The 15,828-nt window shown below is 65.3% G+C and carries 14 protein-coding genes, 1 other RNA gene and 2 pseudogenes; 4 read left to right on the forward strand and 13 right to left on the reverse strand.

Translation table 11 applies throughout. The features are described from left to right. The 11 genes and pseudogenes from Q427_RS24175 to rsmI all read right to left on the reverse strand — a co-directional run. Window positions 1-513 (reverse strand): glycosyltransferase (locus Q427_RS24175; RefSeq protein WP_043517876.1); only part of this gene is annotated, 513 nt, incomplete at its 3' end. Between the two features lie 29 nt (window positions 514-542). Then, window positions 543-1,763, reverse strand: a complete 1,221-nt coding sequence (gene ftsW / locus Q427_RS24180; protein ID WP_043517858.1) for a putative lipid II flippase FtsW — start codon at window positions 1,761-1,763, stop codon at window positions 543-545. Continuing rightward, window positions 1,760-3,139 (reverse strand): UDP-N-acetylmuramoyl-L-alanine--D-glutamate ligase, encoded by a 1,380-nt coding sequence (gene murD, locus Q427_RS24185; protein WP_043517861.1) that lies wholly within the window; start codon window positions 3,137-3,139, stop codon window positions 1,760-1,762. Before murD ends, ftsW begins: the two co-directional genes overlap by 4 nt. Before the next feature lie 51 nt (window positions 3,140-3,190). After that, entirely contained in the window at window positions 3,191-4,273 is a 1,083-nt protein-coding gene (mraY, locus tag Q427_RS24190; RefSeq protein ID WP_043517862.1) for a phospho-N-acetylmuramoyl-pentapeptide-transferase, read from the reverse strand. A gap of 9 nt (window positions 4,274-4,282) precedes the next feature. After that, window positions 4,283-5,649: pseudogene (locus Q427_RS24195) on the reverse strand (UDP-N-acetylmuramoyl-tripeptide--D-alanyl-D-alanine ligase). Beyond that, window positions 5,642-7,155 (reverse strand): annotated as a pseudogene (locus Q427_RS24200) (UDP-N-acetylmuramoyl-L-alanyl-D-glutamate--2,6-diaminopimelate ligase). The pseudogenes Q427_RS24195 and Q427_RS24200 overlap by 8 nt, the downstream one beginning before the upstream one ends. Before the next feature lie 31 nt (window positions 7,156-7,186). Further along, a complete protein-coding gene (locus Q427_RS24205) occupies window positions 7,187-8,896 on the reverse strand; it encodes a peptidoglycan D,D-transpeptidase FtsI family protein (RefSeq protein WP_043517863.1) in 1,710 nt (569 codons plus the stop codon). Continuing rightward, entirely contained in the window at window positions 8,893-9,222 is a 330-nt protein-coding gene (gene ftsL, locus Q427_RS24210; protein WP_051496660.1) for a cell division protein FtsL, read from the reverse strand. Before ftsL ends, Q427_RS24205 begins: the two co-directional genes overlap by 4 nt. Window positions 9,223-9,230: 8 nt before the next feature. Continuing rightward, the gene (gene rsmH / locus Q427_RS24215) at window positions 9,231-10,187 is read right to left on the reverse strand and encodes a 16S rRNA (cytosine(1402)-N(4))-methyltransferase RsmH (protein ID WP_043517864.1); all 957 of its coding nucleotides are present in this window, start codon (window positions 10,185-10,187) and stop codon (window positions 9,231-9,233) included. Between the two features lie 69 nt (window positions 10,188-10,256). Then, window positions 10,257-10,621, reverse strand: an RNA gene (gene rnpB, locus Q427_RS29400) — RNase P RNA component class A. A gap of 72 nt (window positions 10,622-10,693) precedes the next feature. After that, entirely contained in the window at window positions 10,694-11,551 is an 858-nt protein-coding gene (rsmI, locus tag Q427_RS24220) for a 16S rRNA (cytidine(1402)-2'-O)-methyltransferase (protein WP_043517865.1), read from the reverse strand. A gap of 37 nt (window positions 11,552-11,588) precedes the next feature. Here rsmI and Q427_RS24225 point away from each other — a divergent pair, with 37 nt between their 5' ends. Genes Q427_RS24225 through Q427_RS24240 form a run of 4 tightly spaced genes read left to right on the forward strand, consistent with a single transcriptional unit; the run spans window position 11,589 to window position 14,957 of the window. Continuing rightward, window positions 11,589-13,388, forward strand: coding sequence for a penicillin-binding protein activator (locus Q427_RS24225; RefSeq protein ID WP_043517866.1), 1,800 nt, complete (start codon window positions 11,589-11,591; stop codon window positions 13,386-13,388). After that, on the forward strand, window positions 13,372-13,740 hold the full coding sequence (locus Q427_RS24230; RefSeq protein ID WP_043517867.1) for a YraN family protein: 369 nt from the start codon (window positions 13,372-13,374) through the stop codon (window positions 13,738-13,740). The genes Q427_RS24225 and Q427_RS24230 overlap by 17 nt, the downstream gene beginning before the upstream one ends. 39 nt (window positions 13,741-13,779) lie before the next feature. Continuing rightward, window positions 13,780-14,373 (forward strand): phosphoheptose isomerase, encoded by a 594-nt coding sequence (locus tag Q427_RS24235; protein ID WP_043517869.1) that lies wholly within the window; start codon window positions 13,780-13,782, stop codon window positions 14,371-14,373. A 5-nt stretch (window positions 14,374-14,378) separates the two neighbouring features. After that, window positions 14,379-14,957: a BON domain-containing protein gene (locus Q427_RS24240; protein ID WP_043517870.1), complete on the forward strand. Its 579-nt coding sequence runs from the start codon at window positions 14,379-14,381 to the stop codon at window positions 14,955-14,957. A gap of 139 nt (window positions 14,958-15,096) precedes the next feature. Here the strand turns inward: Q427_RS24240 and Q427_RS24245 are convergent, their stop codons facing one another. Together Q427_RS24245 and Q427_RS24250 are read right to left on the reverse strand one after the other, a co-directional pair. Continuing rightward, the gene (locus Q427_RS24245) at window positions 15,097-15,582 is read right to left on the reverse strand and encodes a ClpXP protease specificity-enhancing factor (protein ID WP_043517872.1); all 486 of its coding nucleotides are present in this window, start codon (window positions 15,580-15,582) and stop codon (window positions 15,097-15,099) included. Between the two features lie 51 nt (window positions 15,583-15,633). Beyond that, window positions 15,634-15,828 (reverse strand): glutathione binding-like protein (locus Q427_RS24250; RefSeq protein WP_231613893.1); only part of this gene is annotated, 195 nt, incomplete at its 5' end.

Consider the following 15,828-nt stretch of genomic DNA (forward strand, 5'->3'; position numbering starts at 1 on the left):
GGTCATCGTCTCGGTGCGCCGCGGCGCCTCCCCCAGGGCGGCGATATCGCCACGCACCGGGTTGCCGATCACCTCGGCCTGGCCGGGAAAGGCACCATCGAAGGCGGCATAGATCCGCTTCGCCAGACGGGATAGCGCCCTGTTGGTCAAACCCGCCACGGCGTTCTGCTCATGAATGATCAGTGGCCGTCGAGCCAGCCAGGCGGCAAGCCCGCCGGGGCCGCTGGCGAAACCACCGAGCCCGACCACCAGCTGTGGGTCGAGTTGCCTCAGGATACGGCCAGCCTGCCATACGGCGCGGGTGAGATTGAAGGGAGCCAGCAGCCAGCCGGCCAGGCCGTTGCCACGCAGGCCTGCCACCGAAATACGGTTGAGCGGAATCTCGGCCGCCGGCACCAGGCGGTTCTCGATCCCGCGCGGGCTGCCCAGCCAGTGGACCTCCACCCCCTCTTCCTGCAACCCTCTGGCCAGCGACAGGGCAGGAATCACATGCCCTCCCGTGCCCCCTGCCATGATCAATACGCGCCGTGGCTTCGCCTTGCTCACTTCCCGACTCCTTGTACTTCCGCTGACCGGTGCCCGGCCGTTGCCTCACGACGAGCGACGGGGTTCGCTCTTCGCTGTACCAGCCGAGTCTCGATATCGGCACGCAGCAACAGCGCCACCATCATCGCGCTGACAAGCAGACTCGAGCCGCCATAGCTCAACAGGGGCAGCGTCAGGCCCTTGGTCGGTAACATGCCGGTGCTGACGGCGATATTGATGAAGGCCTGGGCTCCCACCACCAGCGCAATGCCGTAGCTGAGGTAGGCTGCAAAGGCCATACCGGCCAGCTCCGCCCGCCGCCCCACTGCCATGGCGCGGTAGATCAACAGGGCAAAGAGCCCCACCACGCCGATCGCACCGAACAGCCCCAGTTCTTCGGCCAGCACGGCGAAGACGAAATCGGTATGGGCCTCGGGCAGGTAGAAGAGCTTCTGTACGCTATTGCCCAGCCCCATTCCCAACCAGTGGCCGCGACCATAGGCGATCAGCGCCTGGGTCAACTGGTAGCCGCTGGCGAACTGGTCCGCCCAGGGATCGGAAAAGCTGGTCAGGCGAGCCAGGCGATAGGGCTCGGCGATGGCGACGTAGAAGCCCAGCACACCGACACCGCCGAGTATCAGCACGAAGCGCACCCAAGGTGCCCCGGCCATCAGCAGCATGCCCATCACACAGGCTGTCATGACCACCACGGCGCCATAGTCAGGCTCGAGAATCAGCAGCACGGCGATGATGCCCATCACCAGCAGCGGGCGCAGGAAAGCGCCCCAGTGGCGCCGCACCTGGGGCAGGAATCGCTCCAGGTAGCCGGCCATGTAGGCAATCAGGCACAGCTTGGCGACTTCCGACACCTGCAGGTTGAAGGGGACTCCAGGGATGGATAGCCAGCGCCGGCTGCCATTCACCTCACGGCCAACGAAGAGCACCAGAACCAGCAGCACAATACTGACCAGCAACAGCAGGGGGCCGTTGGCTCGCCACCAGGCCAGGGGCGATCGCAGGGTAAAGCCGGCCGCCGCCAGGGCCAGCACCACGAACAGCGCATGACGCTGACTGAAGTACCAGGGGTTACCGGTCAACCCGGCGGCCACCTCAGTGGAAGCCGATGTCACCATTACCCAGCCGATGAGCATCAGTGCAATGGCGGCAAACAACAGCCAGCCATCGAACGGCTGGTCCTGGGTGGAGAGTTTCTGGCGAAGCCTGGCAAAGCGGGTCACGGGGAATCCTCCGAGGCAAGGCGGCAGACCCAGCGACGGAACACTTCGCCGCGCTCCTGGTAGTTGGCAAACTGATCGAGGCTGGCACAGGCCGGCGACAGCAGCACGCAGTCTCCCGGCTCGGCGATGGCCTGCGCCCGGGCCATGGCCATCTCCAGGTCTTCGACCAGGGTCATTCTCACCGCGCCTCTCAGCGCCTTCTGGAGGCGCTCGGCATCCAGACCGAAGAGGATCGCTTCCCGGCCGTACCGAGCCAGGGGCTCGGCCAGCGGACTGAAGTCGGCCCCTTTCCCCATGCCACCCGCCAGCAGGATCAGCTGGCCGTCCAGGGTCGGCCCCAGGCCCGCGATGGCTGCCAGTGCGGCACCCACATTCGTGCCCTTGGAATCGTTGACCCAGCGCACGCCATCGACCTCGGCTACCACCTCCCCACGGTGCGTCAGGCCGGTAAAGCGGCGCAGCACTCGACACATCGCATCCATGGGCAACGCCAGGTGACGCCCCATGGCCAGTGCCGCCAGTGCATTGGCGTGGTTGTGCCGGCCAGCCAAGCGCATCTCGGCCACGGGCATCAGCGGCGTATCGCCATGCATCAACCAGTCACCGCCGGCGTGAATGGCAATGCCCCACTCCCCCGCTTGCGGCGCCCGGGTGGTAAAGCGATCCTGGGCCGGCAGACGCTCCAGCGGCCAGGTCATTGGGTCCTCGGCATTCACCACCCCATGCCTGGCCCCGCGGAAGATAGCCAGCTTGGCGGCACGATAGCCCGCCATGTCCCCGTGCCGGTCAAGATGATCCTCGGAGAGGTTCAGGAAGGCAGCGGTCTCGGCTCCCAGGCGTGGCGTGGTCTCCAGCTGAAAGCTGGAAAGCTCGAGTACGTAGCAGTCGGCATGGGGTTCGTCGTGGAGCAGGTCCAGTGCCGGTGTGCCCAGGTTACCGCCCACCGCCACGCGCCGGCCTGCCTCCCGGGCCATCTCACCGAGCAGGGTGGTGACGGTGGACTTGGCATTTGAACCGGTGATGGCGGCGATGGGTGCGCGGCAGGCACGCACGAACAGGGCAATTTCGCCGACAACAAGGGGGTCGCCGGTCGCCTCGCGCACCCGCCCGGCCAGTTCGGCCAGGCCTGGTGTGCTCGGGCCTATCCCGGGACTGAGTACCACCTCCTCCACCTCGCTCAGGTCCAGCGAGGTCAGCGGCCCGCAGTGCATCTCGACCCCGGGATGCGCCGCATGGAAGTCGTCGACACCGGGCGGTACCGCGCGGGTATCGGCAACCATGTAGGGCACGCCCTGTCGTGACAGGTGCCGGCAAATTGCGCGACCGGAAATACCGAGCCCGACCACCAGGGTCATGCCCTTCGGCACCTTCAGCATGCTCGCCTCCTGTCCGTTGAGCAGGGTTCGAAATAAGCCCGGCCTGGCGACTCAGCGTATCTTCAGGGTGGCCAGGCCGATCAGCACCAGCACCACGGTGATGATCCAGAAGCGCACGATGACGCGTGGCTCCGGCCACCCCTTGAGCTCGTAGTGGTGATGCAGCGGCGCCATGCGGAAGATACGGCGTCCCGTCAGCTTGTACGAAGCCACCTGGAGAATCACCGACACCGTTTCCATGACGAAGATGCCCCCCATGATGAAAAGCACGATCTCCTGGCGAACGATGACCGCGACCACCCCCAGTGCCGCCCCCAGCGCCAGCGCCCCGACGTCGCCCATGAAGACCTGGGCCGGATAGGTGTTGAACCACAGGAAGCCCAGCCCGGCACCTGAAATGGTGGCGCAGAAGACCGCCAGCTCACCGGCACCGACAATGTTGGGAATCTGTAGATAGTTGGCGAACACCGCGTTGCCGCTGGCATAGGCGAATATCGCCAGACCCATTGCCACCATGACGGTGGGCATGATCGCCAGCCCGTCCAGGCCATCGGTGAGGTTGACGGCATTGGAACTGCCAACGATCACCAGGTAGGTCAGCACGATGTAGAAGACCCCCAGCGGTATCACGATATCCTTGAACAGCGGCACGATCAGGCTGGTTTCCACGGGGTTACCGGCAGTGAAATAGAGCACCAGGGCGGCGATCAGACCTATGACCGACTGCCAAAGGTACTTCCAGCGTGCCGGCAGACCCCTGGGATTCTTCTCCACCACCTTGCGGTAATCGTCGACCCAGCCGATGGCACCGAAGCCCAGGGTCACCACCAGCACGATCCAGACATAGTGCACGGCAAGATCCGCCCACAGCAGTGTACTGACGGCGATGGCCATCAGGATCATGGCGCCACCCATGGTGGGGGTGCCGGCCTTGGACAGGTGGGACTGGGGACCGTCATCGCGTACCGCCTGGCCGATCTGGCGCTCGACCAGTCGACGGATCATCCAGGGGCCCAGCCAAAGACAGAGCAGCAGGGCCGTCATGGTCCCCAGGATCATCCGCAGGGTGAGATAGCTGAAGACATTGAAGGCGCTCTGGTATTGCGCCAGGAAATTAGCCAGAAAAAGCAGCATGTGTTGCGTTCACCTTGATGCGTCAGCGCGTAGTGCGGCCACGACCCGCTCCATTCCGGCACTGCGCGATCCCTTGATCAGTACGCTTGCCCCGGCGGGGAGTTGACTCAGGACGTGGCGCGTCAGCGCGTCGCGGTCGTTGAAATGGCACCCGCCCTCTCCGAAGGCGCTACTGGCTGGTTTCGCCAGCTCTCCGCAGGTGCCGAGCACGTCGATTCCCAGTTCCCGCGCATAGCGGCCGACTTCGGCATGCAGTCGGTCCGACGCCACCCCCAGCTCGCCCATGGCGCCCAGCAGGCACCATCGCGGCCCCGGCAGTTCGGCCAACAGCGACAGGGCCGCCTTCACCGCGCCTGGGCTGGCATTATATGTATCGTCGAGCAACCGGCATCCGTTGACACCGGGCTCCGGACTCAGGCGGCCTGGCATGGGAACGATCGCCTCCAGCCGGGCCAGCAGCGGTTCGGGAGCATGCCCCAACGCGATGGCCCCTGCCATTGCCGCCAGCACATTGGCCACCCCATGACGTCCCAGCAGGGCAAGCTGCACCCGCCCGCATCGACGCCCGTCCACGACAAGCGTGAAAGCATAGCGTCCCGAGGCGTCACAGGCCAGCTCGACGGCACGCACCCTGGCCTCTGGACTAAAGCCGAAGTCCATGATCGCCCGTGGCGCGGCGAGCCGAGACCAGAGCGGGAAGTAGCGATCGTCACGGTTGAGAACCGCGATGCCGTCGCCACCCAGGCCGGCGAGAATCTCCGCCTTTGCCTGGGCGATCTGACCCATGCCGCCAAACTCACCCACATGGCGCCGGTGACGTTGGTGATGATCGCCACCTGGGGCTCGGCCAGCACCGTGGTCCAGGCGATTTCGCCCAGGTGATTCGCACCGAGCTCCACCACCGCCTGGCGATGCGAGGCACTCAGCGCAACTAGCGTGAGCGGTGCACCGATATCGTTGTTGAGATTGCCCTGGGTGGCCAGGGTCTCGCCAGGCGGCCCCAGCAGCTGGGAGAGAATCTCCTTGACGCTGGTCTTGCCGCTGTTGCCGGTCACCGCCACCAGCGGGCCGCCCCAGGCCCGACGTCGCACCCGCGCAAGCAACCCCAGGGCCAGGCGGGTATCCGGCACGACCAGCTGCGGCAATGGGTCGTCCACCACTTGCTCGACCAGCGCCGCCGCCGCTCCGGCCTCCCGCGCCTGGGCAATGAAGTCATGGGCGTCGAAGCGCTCGCCGCGAAGCGCCACGAACAGCGCACCGGGAACCGGTCTGCGGGCATCGGTCACGATGTCATCCAGCTGCCGATCCACTCCGGGCGGAGACACGCCGAGCGCGTCGGCCACCGCCATCAGCGTCGACAGCCCGGGCCTAGTCATGGCTGACGCCCCCACGCTGCTGCAGTGCGGCCTCGGCCCGCCGCGTATCGCAAAAGTCGTGGCGAATGCCGCCGATCTCCTGATAGTTTTCATGACCCTTGCCGGCTATCAATATCACATCTTCGGTGCCGGCCTCGGCCAGCGCCCGGTCGATGGCTTCGCCACGCCCGGCGATGGACCAGGCCCGCCGGCGAACCTCGATCGACATTCCCTCCAGCACCTGGTCACGAATCAGGGCGGGGTCTTCGCTGCGGGGGTTGTCGTCGGTCACCACCACCCGATCCGCATGGCGCTCGACAGCCTGAGCCATCAGCGGACGCTTGCCACCGTCCCGGTCGCCGCCGCAACCGAACAGGCACCAGAGCCGCCCCTTGCCGGGCAGGTGTTGGCGCAGGGCAATCAGCGCATTCTCCAGGGCGTCCGGAGTGTGCGCGTAGTCGACGATCACCGTGGGGCAGCCGGGGCGGCGCACCGCCTGCATGCGCCCAGGCACCGGGGCCAATGTCGCCGCCGCCTGGAACAGCTCCGACAGCGGCTCGCCCAGACCATGAAGCGTGGCAATGGCCAGCAGCACGTTATCCAGGTTGAAGCGCCCCATCAGTGGCAGTTCGAGGGCCATCTCCCCATCGGGGGTGGCCACCAGCGCCAGCTGGCCATGCTCGGAAGGCTTCCAGTCGAGTACCCGCAGCGTGGCCGCGGCATCGTCCCCCACGGCCAGCACCCGCACCCCCGGTGCCACGCCGGCCAGCATCAGGCGTGCCAGGGGGTCGTCGGCATTGACCACCGCAAGCGAAAGCTCGGGGCGCCGGAACAGTCTTGCCTTGGCCGCGGCATAGGCCGCCATGCTGCCGTGATAGTCGAGATGATCACGACTCAGGTTGGTAAAGATCGCCGCCGTCACCAGACATCCGTCCAGCCGCCCCTGCTCCAGGGCATGGGACGAGACCTCCATGGCGACGCGGTCTATGCCGTCCTGCGCCATGTCTCCCAGCGACGCTTGCAGGGCCAGCGGCCCAGGCGTGGTCAACCCGGCCTCCGCCAGTGCAGCAGGTCGGCCGTGCCCCAGGGTGCCGACGACCCCTGCGTCTCGCCCCATGCAGAACTGAGTTCGGCCAGATAGTGCGTCACCGAGCTCTTGCCGTTGGTCCCGGTGACACCGATCAGCTCGAGGCCCTCGGGAACCGCAAAGAGCTCACGACCCAGCTCGCCAAGCCGTTGACGCAGGAAGGGCAAGGCCAGCACCCGCGGCTCCCGGGCTGAAGCCGGCAGGACCTCCTCGGGCTCGATATGGTAGAGCACCCACCCGGCACCGGCGGCAAGCGCGTCGGCAAGGAAGGCTCGCCCATCGGTGCTGACCCCTGGAACGGCCAGGAAGATATCCCCCCGGGACAGGCGTCGGCTATCGAGCACCAGGTGAACCGATTCGCCCGGCACGACGTCGGGGATCGCCAGGCCGGGCCAGCATCGCCTCAGCGCAGCCTGGAAACGGGAAGCACTCACCTCCATGGGGTCACCTCTGACGGGAAGCATGAAAAACTCATCGTACGCGCTGGTCAGGCGGCACATCGAGCAGTCGCAGCGCGCTGCCGGTGACACGAGAGAATACCGGAGCCGCTACGGCTCCGCCAAAGAAGTCGCCGCCACGGGGATGATCGATCATCACGATGGTGACGATGCGCGGGTCGGAGACCGGTGCAACGCCGGCGAACAGACTGCGGTAGGCATCCTGCTCGTAGCCGCTGGCCGACGTCTTGCGCACCGTCCCCGTCTTGCCGGCCACCCGATAGCCCGGCACCGCGGCCCGGCGTCCACCGGTTCCCGGCTGGACCGACTCCTCCATGATGCGCAACAGGTCATGGGCTACCGACGGATCAATAGCCTGCGTACCGGCAGGGGCTTCCGGCAACCTGAGCAGCGAAGGGGGCATGCGAATCCCCCCGTTGGCCAGTGCCGTATAGGCACTGGCGAGCTGCAGTGCGGAAACCGACAGGCCATAGCCATAGGAGAGCGCGGCCCACTGGCTGCGCGACCAGCGCACCGGTGCCGGCATATGACCCACGGCTTCGCCGGGAAAGCCCGTCTCGGTGCTCTGGCCGAAGCCCAGTCGGCGATACACTTCGGGAACCAGCGGCTCGTCGAGCTCGAGCACCAGCCTCGACATGCCGATATTGGAGGATTTCTCGAGGATACCGGCCAGGTCCAGCCGCCCATAGTTGCGAATATCACGGATGGTGAAGCGGTCCAGCATCATCCAGCCAGGCGAGGTATCGATCACGATATCCAGGTCGAACTGGCCACTTTCCATTATCGCCGCCATGGCCAGCGGCTTCACCACCGACCCGGGTTCGAAGACATCGACGATAGCCTGGTTGCGCAGCCCGCGGGGGTCCAGGCCAGCCCGGTTGTTGGGGTTATAGGAGGGTTGATTGGCCATGGCCAGCACCTCACCGGTGCGGGCATCCATCATGACTACGACGCCGCCGTCAGCCTCGTGCTCGGCCACCGCGGCCTTGAGTTCACGATAGGCCATGTACTGCAGTCGCTGGTCGATGGCGAGAACCAGCTCGCCTCCGGGCTGCGCCTCGCGCAGGATGGCCAGGTCGCGCACCAGGCGACCACGGCGATCCTTGATCACCCGCCGCTGCCCCGGCGTACCGGCCAGGAAGGACTGATAGGCGAGCTCCACACCCTCCTGGCCCAGATCGTCGACATTGGTGACGCCCAGCAACTGCGCGGTCACCTCGCCGGCCGGGTAGTAGCGCTTGTACTCATGCTGGGCATAGACACCGGCCATGCGCAGGCCGAGAACGCGCTGGGCCGCCTCCGGCGTCAGTTGGCGCCGCAGGTACATGAATTCACGCTCACTGAAGCGCTCGAGACGTGCATCGAGGTCGTCCGGGGACATGTTAAGCGCCTGGGCAAGCATCAGCCGCTGGATACGGTCCTCGGGCACCTCCTGGGGATTGGCCCACAATGTCACCACCGGGGTTGAGATGGCCAGCGGCTCACCGTTACGGTCGCTGATCATCCCCCGATGGGCACTCAGGGATTCGGTTCGCAGCGTCCTTGCATCCCCCTGCCCTTGCAGAAACGAGCGATCGATGACATGCAGCGTCACGATACGACCAGCCAGCAGCAGCATGCCCACCAGGACCAGGAAGAGAATCAAGTAATAGCGCGCGCCGCCCATGGGCGCCGAAGGCGGACGACGACGTGGCGAGACACCGCTACGGGCTTCCGCACTCATGGCCGGATGACCTCGACTTCGTTGACATGCGGCAGACGCATTTCCAGCCTCTCGATGGCCAGGCGTTCGATTCGTGCCGGCGATGACCAGGCACTCTCCTCCAGCAGCAACTGACCCCACTCGGTCTGCAACTGATCGCGCTCACGCTCGAGCTGCTGCAGGCGGACATACTGCTCCCGGGTAAGGTGGCTGATATTGATCACCACCGTTGCAGTGATCAGGCAGGCGACCACCAGCCCCGTCACCAGCAGCAGACCGGCACTCGGCATGCTGGCCGGGGCCCAGCGGGTCAGGGTCGAACGTGAGGGGCGCAGTCCGTGCTTCATGCCATTCCTCAGACCAGCTTACGCGCTGCCCGCATGACCGCACTGCGGGCACGAGGGTTGGCATCGACTTCTTCGGGTGTCGGCCGCTGGGCCTTCCCCAGCGGGGCCAGCCGCCTGGCGAGCTGGTCGTCACGGACCGGCACGCCACGCGGCAGGTCGGTGTCCCCACGCACATGCTCGCGAATGAATCGCTTGACCCGACGATCCTCGAGCGAGTGGAAGCTGATCACCACCAGGTGACCTCCGGGGGCCAAGGCTTCCAATGCAGCTGCCAGCGCCGCATCGAGCTGCTCCAATTCGCCATTGATATGGATACGCAGGGCCTGAAAGGCCCGGGTCGCGGGATGCTTGCCCTTTTCCCAGGCCGGATGGGCAACCTTCAGCACTTCGGCCAGATCCGCCGTTCGAGTAAATGCCCGTTCTGCCCGACGGGTCACCACGGCCCTGGCCAGCCGCTTGGCATAGCGCTCTTCGCCGTAGGTCTTGAAGACACGGGCGATATCGGACTCAGCCGCGCGAGCCAGCCAATCAGCCACGCTCTCACCCCGGGTAGGATCCATGCGCATGTCCAGCGGGCCATCGCGAAGGAAGCTGAAGCCACGCTCGGGGTCATCCAGCTGTGGCGACGAAACGCCCACGTCGAGCAGCACGCCGTCCAGCTTGCCATGCAGGCCATGGCGTTCCGACAGCTCGCCAAGGCGTGCAAACTCGCCCTGCTCGATGGTGAAGCGGGGGTCGTCGATGCTCGCCGCTTCGGCAATGGCCTGAGGGTCGCGATCGATGGCCAGAAGACGGCCCTCGGGGGCCAGGCGCGCTAGAATCGCCCGCGAATGGCCACCGCGGCCGAAAGTGCCATCCAGATAGGCGCCGCGGGGATCGTGAACGAGCGCCTCCACGGCGCCGTCCAGCAGGACACTGGCATGACGAAAGCCGCGGTGGGCCGGTTCAGGTGCGGTTGACGACATGCGCTTCTCTGAATTGTCTGTAACTGAGATGTACCCGCCGGCCCCGGGCCGGCACGGAAGGTTGAAATCTGGGGGAGTCGGCCGATAAGCCGGGTTCTGTCGAGGACAGCCATTCATCTAGGGGCCGCGTCACCACGGCCCTCAAGCAACCTACCCGAACCCGACGCGGGCCACGCCATTGGGTTCCTATTTGGTCTTGCTCCGGGTGGGGTTTACCATGCCACGCACTGTTGCCAGGCGCGCGGTGCGCTCTTACCGCACCCTTTCACCCTTACCGGCCTCCCGAAGGAGACGTAGGCGGTCTACTCTCTGCTGCACTTTCCGTCGGCTCACGCCGCCCAGGCGTTACCTGGCACCCTGCCCTATGGAGCCCGGACTTTCCTCCCCCGGCCGACCACGAGGGCCGGCACGGCGGCGACTGTCTGGCCGACTCCGAGCGCAAGAATAACAGCGCACCGGGGCCCTCTCAATGCCTTTCCTTGTCATCCGACGCGGAGCCCTGCAAGTCAGCGTGCATCCTTGAGTGCCTGGGCCCGGCCATACCAACCTTTCTTCGGACCACCCAGCAGCCGTGACGCCACGGCTGCCGCCTGCTTGACACCGACATCTTCGGCCAGTAGTGCGCACAGCAAGGCGTCCGCCTCCACATCGCCGACTTCGGGGGCGTCGCGCGGCTCGGCACCGGCAATCATGATCACGAATTCCCCCCGGGCCTGGTCCGGGTCCTCCTCCATTCGCGCCAGAAGAGCCTCTGCACTGCCATCCAGAAAGGTTTCGAAGGCCTTGGTCAGCTCACGCGCCAACACCAGCCGCCGCACACCCAGCACACCGGCGATATCGGCCAGCGTATCGCGGATTCGATGCGGCGACTCGTAGAAAACCAGCGTCTCCTCCCGGGCGGCAAGCCCTTCGAGACGCCCACGGCGCGCGCCGCCTTTCGCCGGCAGGAATCCCTGGAAAAGAAAGCGATCCGTCGGCAACCCGGCGGCCGAGAGTGCCGCGACCAGTGCACAGGCACCCGGCACCGGTACGATGCGACGGCCACGGGCACGCAGCTCCCGAACCAGCACGAAACCGGGGTCGCTGATCAAGGGCGTGCCGGCATCAGAAACCAGGGCAATATCCTCGCCGCCCACCAGTCGCTGGTCGAGTTGAGCGACGCGTGCCGCCTCGTTATGCTCATGAAGCGAGAGCATCGGCAACGCAAGCCCCAGGTGGCGCAGCAGGCGTGACGTGTGGCGCGTATCCTCGGCGGCAACCACCGCCACCTCGCTCAGCACCCGGGCCGCACGCGGCGAGAGGTCTTCCAGATTCCCAATTGGTGTGGCGACCACGTACAATGTTCCCTGATTCACATCAGTCATGTCGGCTCCTGGCAAGCTCCCCGGACAAGGAAGAATCATGCTGAAAATGCCCCGCGGCCTGCTGGCCACTGTGCTTCTGGCCATACTGCTGGCCGGCTGTGCCCCCCCTGGAATCGTTGATCGCATTCCCGACGACGACCCCGGCTATCTCCTCGAGCAGGCACGACAGCAAGAACCCGAACAGGCAGCGAAAAGCCGCCTCGAAGCGGCCGACATCCTAGCACGCCAAGGCCAGCGCACCCAGGCGCTCGAAGTGGCTACCGATATCGATGACCAGCGGCTACCCGTCGAGTATCGCCTGCAATGGGCCATGCTGCTCTCTGAACTCGGCGAGTCCGAGGGGGAGCCCTGGGCTGTCATCCAGGCCGCACAGCTGCTCGACGAGATCCAGGTGCCCCGTGACGCCGCCCTGATCCTGCGCGAGCGACATGGACGAGCCCTGACCCAGGTCGACGAGCATCGCGCGGCCGCGCTGACCCTGATCGGCGTACAGGCCGAAACGGACCGCGAGGCGCTGAACGACCCCATCTGGGCCTCGCTCTCTCGTCTCGAAGGGTCCGAGCTGGCTGCCATGCGCGACGAAACCGACAACCTGGGCCTGGGCTGGCTGGCGCTGGCCAGCCTGGTGCGAGAGAGTGGCGGCGACATCGACCTACTCTTCCGGCGCCTGGACGAATGGCGGGAGCGCAATGCCCAACACCCCGCCGCCCGAAGCGTTCCTGAGGACCTCATAGCCCTGCGCGAGCTGCGCGGCGAGGAAGTCCGCCATATCGCCGTCTTTCTCCCGGAGTCAGGCCCATTGGCCGGCGTGGCCGAAGCGATTCGCGACGGCATACGCGCCCATCACCAAAGTGCCGCCCAACGCAATGGCGGCGTGCAGCTGTCGTTCCTGGATACCAGCCGGAGCAGCATCGACGCGCTCTATGAGGAAGCACGCAACCGCGGCGCCCAGGTTGTCATTGGTCCGCTGGACAAGGACCTGGTAACCGAGCTGGAAAACCGCGACCGGGTGCCTCTGCCGACCCTGGGCCTCAATTACGGGCACGGCGAATCCAATCGTGCCGATGGGTTATTCCAGTACGGCCTGTCCGCCGAGGACGAAGCCCGCCAGGTGGCAAGGCGGGGCCGTGAGGATGGCCATCGCCGCAGCGCCATGCTGGTGCCGGACAACGAATGGGGGCGCCGAGTCGGTCGCGCCTTCGAGGAGGAGTGGCGCCGCCTGGATGGCTCCATCACCAATGCAGTGGCCTACGACCCCCACGGCTCCGCCACCGAGAGCACTCGCCGCGTTCTCTCGGGCGGCCACCCTGACATGCTGTTCCTGCTTGCATTGCCGAGCTATGCACGCCAGGTGCCCCCTACCCTGGATTACTACAACGCCTCCACACTACCGATCTATGCCACCTCGCACCTGTTCGAGGGGCGCTCGCAACCACTGCTCGACCATGACCTGGATGACGTGAACTTCATCGACATCCCCTGGCAGATTCCCGATGCCGCCGTCGGCGGGGTGGAAGCCCTCCCCTATTTCACCAGCTATCAGCAATTGCACGCGGACGCAGACCCTTCCGTCTTCCGCCTGATGGCAATGGGCGTGGACGCCTACGAACTCGCACGCCGCCTCCCCCAGTTGCAACTGATGCCGGAGAGCGAGCTGAGTGGCGCCACGGGACGACTGACCACCGCCGCCGATGGGCGCATCCAGCGCCATCTTCCCTGGGCTCGCTTCCAGCGTGGCGTGCCGCAGCCCATACTGGCCATCGACCTGCGCGGCACCGACCTGATCGGTAACGGGCTCCCTGACCGCGAGTCGTCCGACAATGGCCAGCGGAACTGATGCCCGGGCACGAGGCGCGCAGGTCGAGCGCCTCGCTGCCGACTGGCTCATGGCACGCGGGCTGACACTGATCGCCAGCAACCATCAGGTAAAAGGCGGGGAGCTCGACCTGATCATGCGCGATGGGGAGACACTCGTCTTTGTCGAGGTCCGCCACCGCGCCGATACTCGTCACGGCCATCCACTGGAAACCATCACCTTCACCAAGCAGCGCCGCCTGATACGCGCGGCGCGTTTTTATCTTGCACGCAACCGGCTATCATGTCCGTGCCGCTTTGACGCGCTGGCCGTTACCGGCACCCCACCCGCACTCGACTTCGAATGGGTGCAAGGCGCCTTCGAAGCGTTCTGACCGGCTTGCTACAGCCCCCCAGGACCAGGACCCCATAGAATGGATTTTCAGCAACGCATACTCGGCCACTTCAATGCCAGCATCGATACCAAGACCTATGCCAGCGAGGTCTTGCCGCCCTTCATCGAGGTCGCCAGCCAGATGATGGTCCAGTGCCTCGTAAACGAGGGCAAGATTCTGGCCTGTGGCAACGGCGGCAGTGCCGGCGACAGCCAGCATTTTTCCTCGGAACTCCTCAACCGTTTCGAGCGAGAGCGCCCCAGCCTGCCGGCACTGGCCCTGACCACCGACACCTCGACGCTGACGTCCATCGCCAACGACTACAGCTACAACGAGGTATTCTCCAAGCAGATTCGCGCCCTGGGCCAACCCGGCGACATCCTGCTGGCCATTTCCACCAGCGGGAACTCGGGCAACGTCATTCAGGCGATACAGGCGGCCCATGACCGTGACATGACGGTCGTCGCCTTGACCGGTCGCGACGGTGGGGACATGGCATCCCTCCTCGGCCAGGACGACTGCGAGATTCGCGTCCCGGCCACCTCGACAGCGCGCATACAGGAGGTTCACCTGCTGGTGATACACTGCCTATGCGACCTCATCGATGAACAACTCTTCGGCAGCAGCGAGTAGACAACATGGCCCTTACGAGACTGATCCCCCTCCTCCTGTCCGCCTTCGTGCTGATACTGGCAGGCTGTACCACGGTGACCGGTGTCACCAACCCTGGCACCATCGACGAAAACTACGGCAAGCGTACCCTCGGCGCCCAGGTCGAGGACGAGAGCATCGAGACCAAGATCGCTCACAACCTGCGCCGCGGCGATGCCCGCCTGGGTGACGCCCGTATCAACGTGGACAGCTACAACGCCATCGTACTGCTTACCGGCCAGGTACCCAGCGATGAGCTCAAGCAGAAGGCCACCGAGATCGCCCGTGAAGTACGCAACGTTCGCGACGTCCACAACGAGCTCTCCGTTGCCGCCAACCTGCCTGCGAGCCAGCGCATGTCGGACACCTGGATCAATACCCGCATCCGCACCAGCCTGGCCACCGACGAAACCATCGACACCAGCCGACTGCGCTTCATCACCGAGAATGCCAGCGTCTATGTCATGGGCATCGTCACCCGGGCCGAGGCGGATCGTATCGTCAACGCCATTTCTCGCATCGGCGGCGTGCAGCGTATCGTCAAGGTCTTCGATTATATCGACTGATATCAGGGCACTTTGTGCACGCAAAAACGACAGGCCCATGGGCCTGTCGTTTTTTGTTGATATCCCTTGCTCAGCCTTCGGCAGTACGGCGGGGGGATACGTCAATCCAGTGGATTACCGCTGACGCACGCCCGCTCGTCTACTTGATAACCCTGAGCGACGGGCGCCCCTTGGGCTTGGCCTTGGACTTGCTGCCGGTCTCTTCCCGCGTCTCGTCCGAGCCCTCCGAATCATGGCTTTCGCTGTCGACGGCAGTCAACTCGGGGCGCTCATTGGCCTCCCCTTCGCCACTGCCCCCTGCTGCCTGGGGGATCACCGGCTCATGGCCGAACACCATGCCCACGCCATTTTCACGGGCATAGATGGCGATCAGCGCCGGCATGGGCACCACGACTTGCATGGGCTGACCACCGAAGCGGGCACTGAAGGTAATGGCGTCATTCTCGATGTGCAGGTCGCGCACCGCGGTTGGACCCACATTGAGTACGATCTGGCCATTCTGGACAAACTGACGCGGCACGACGACACCAGCCTGCTCGGCATCCACGACCACGTAGGGAGTGTGCTCATTGTCCAGAAGCCATTCATAGAGGCCTCTGGCAAGATAGGGACGGCTCGATAGCATCTCTGCTGCCCTCCTCCGTTTGAAGACGCCGGGCAAAGCCCGGCGCTATAGTCAGTTGCGCATTTCGCGCTCGGTCTCACTCAGCGAAGCGACGAAAGCATCACGCTCGAACAGCCGTTCCATGTAGGTAACCAACGGCTGAACCTGCTTCTCAGGCAGCTCGATGCCAAGCACCGGCAGCCGCCACAGGATTGGAGCGATACAGCAGTCAACCAGAGAGAACTCCTCGCTCATGAAGAACGGCAC

It is taken from the genome of Halomonas sp. BC04, assembly GCF_000568385.1.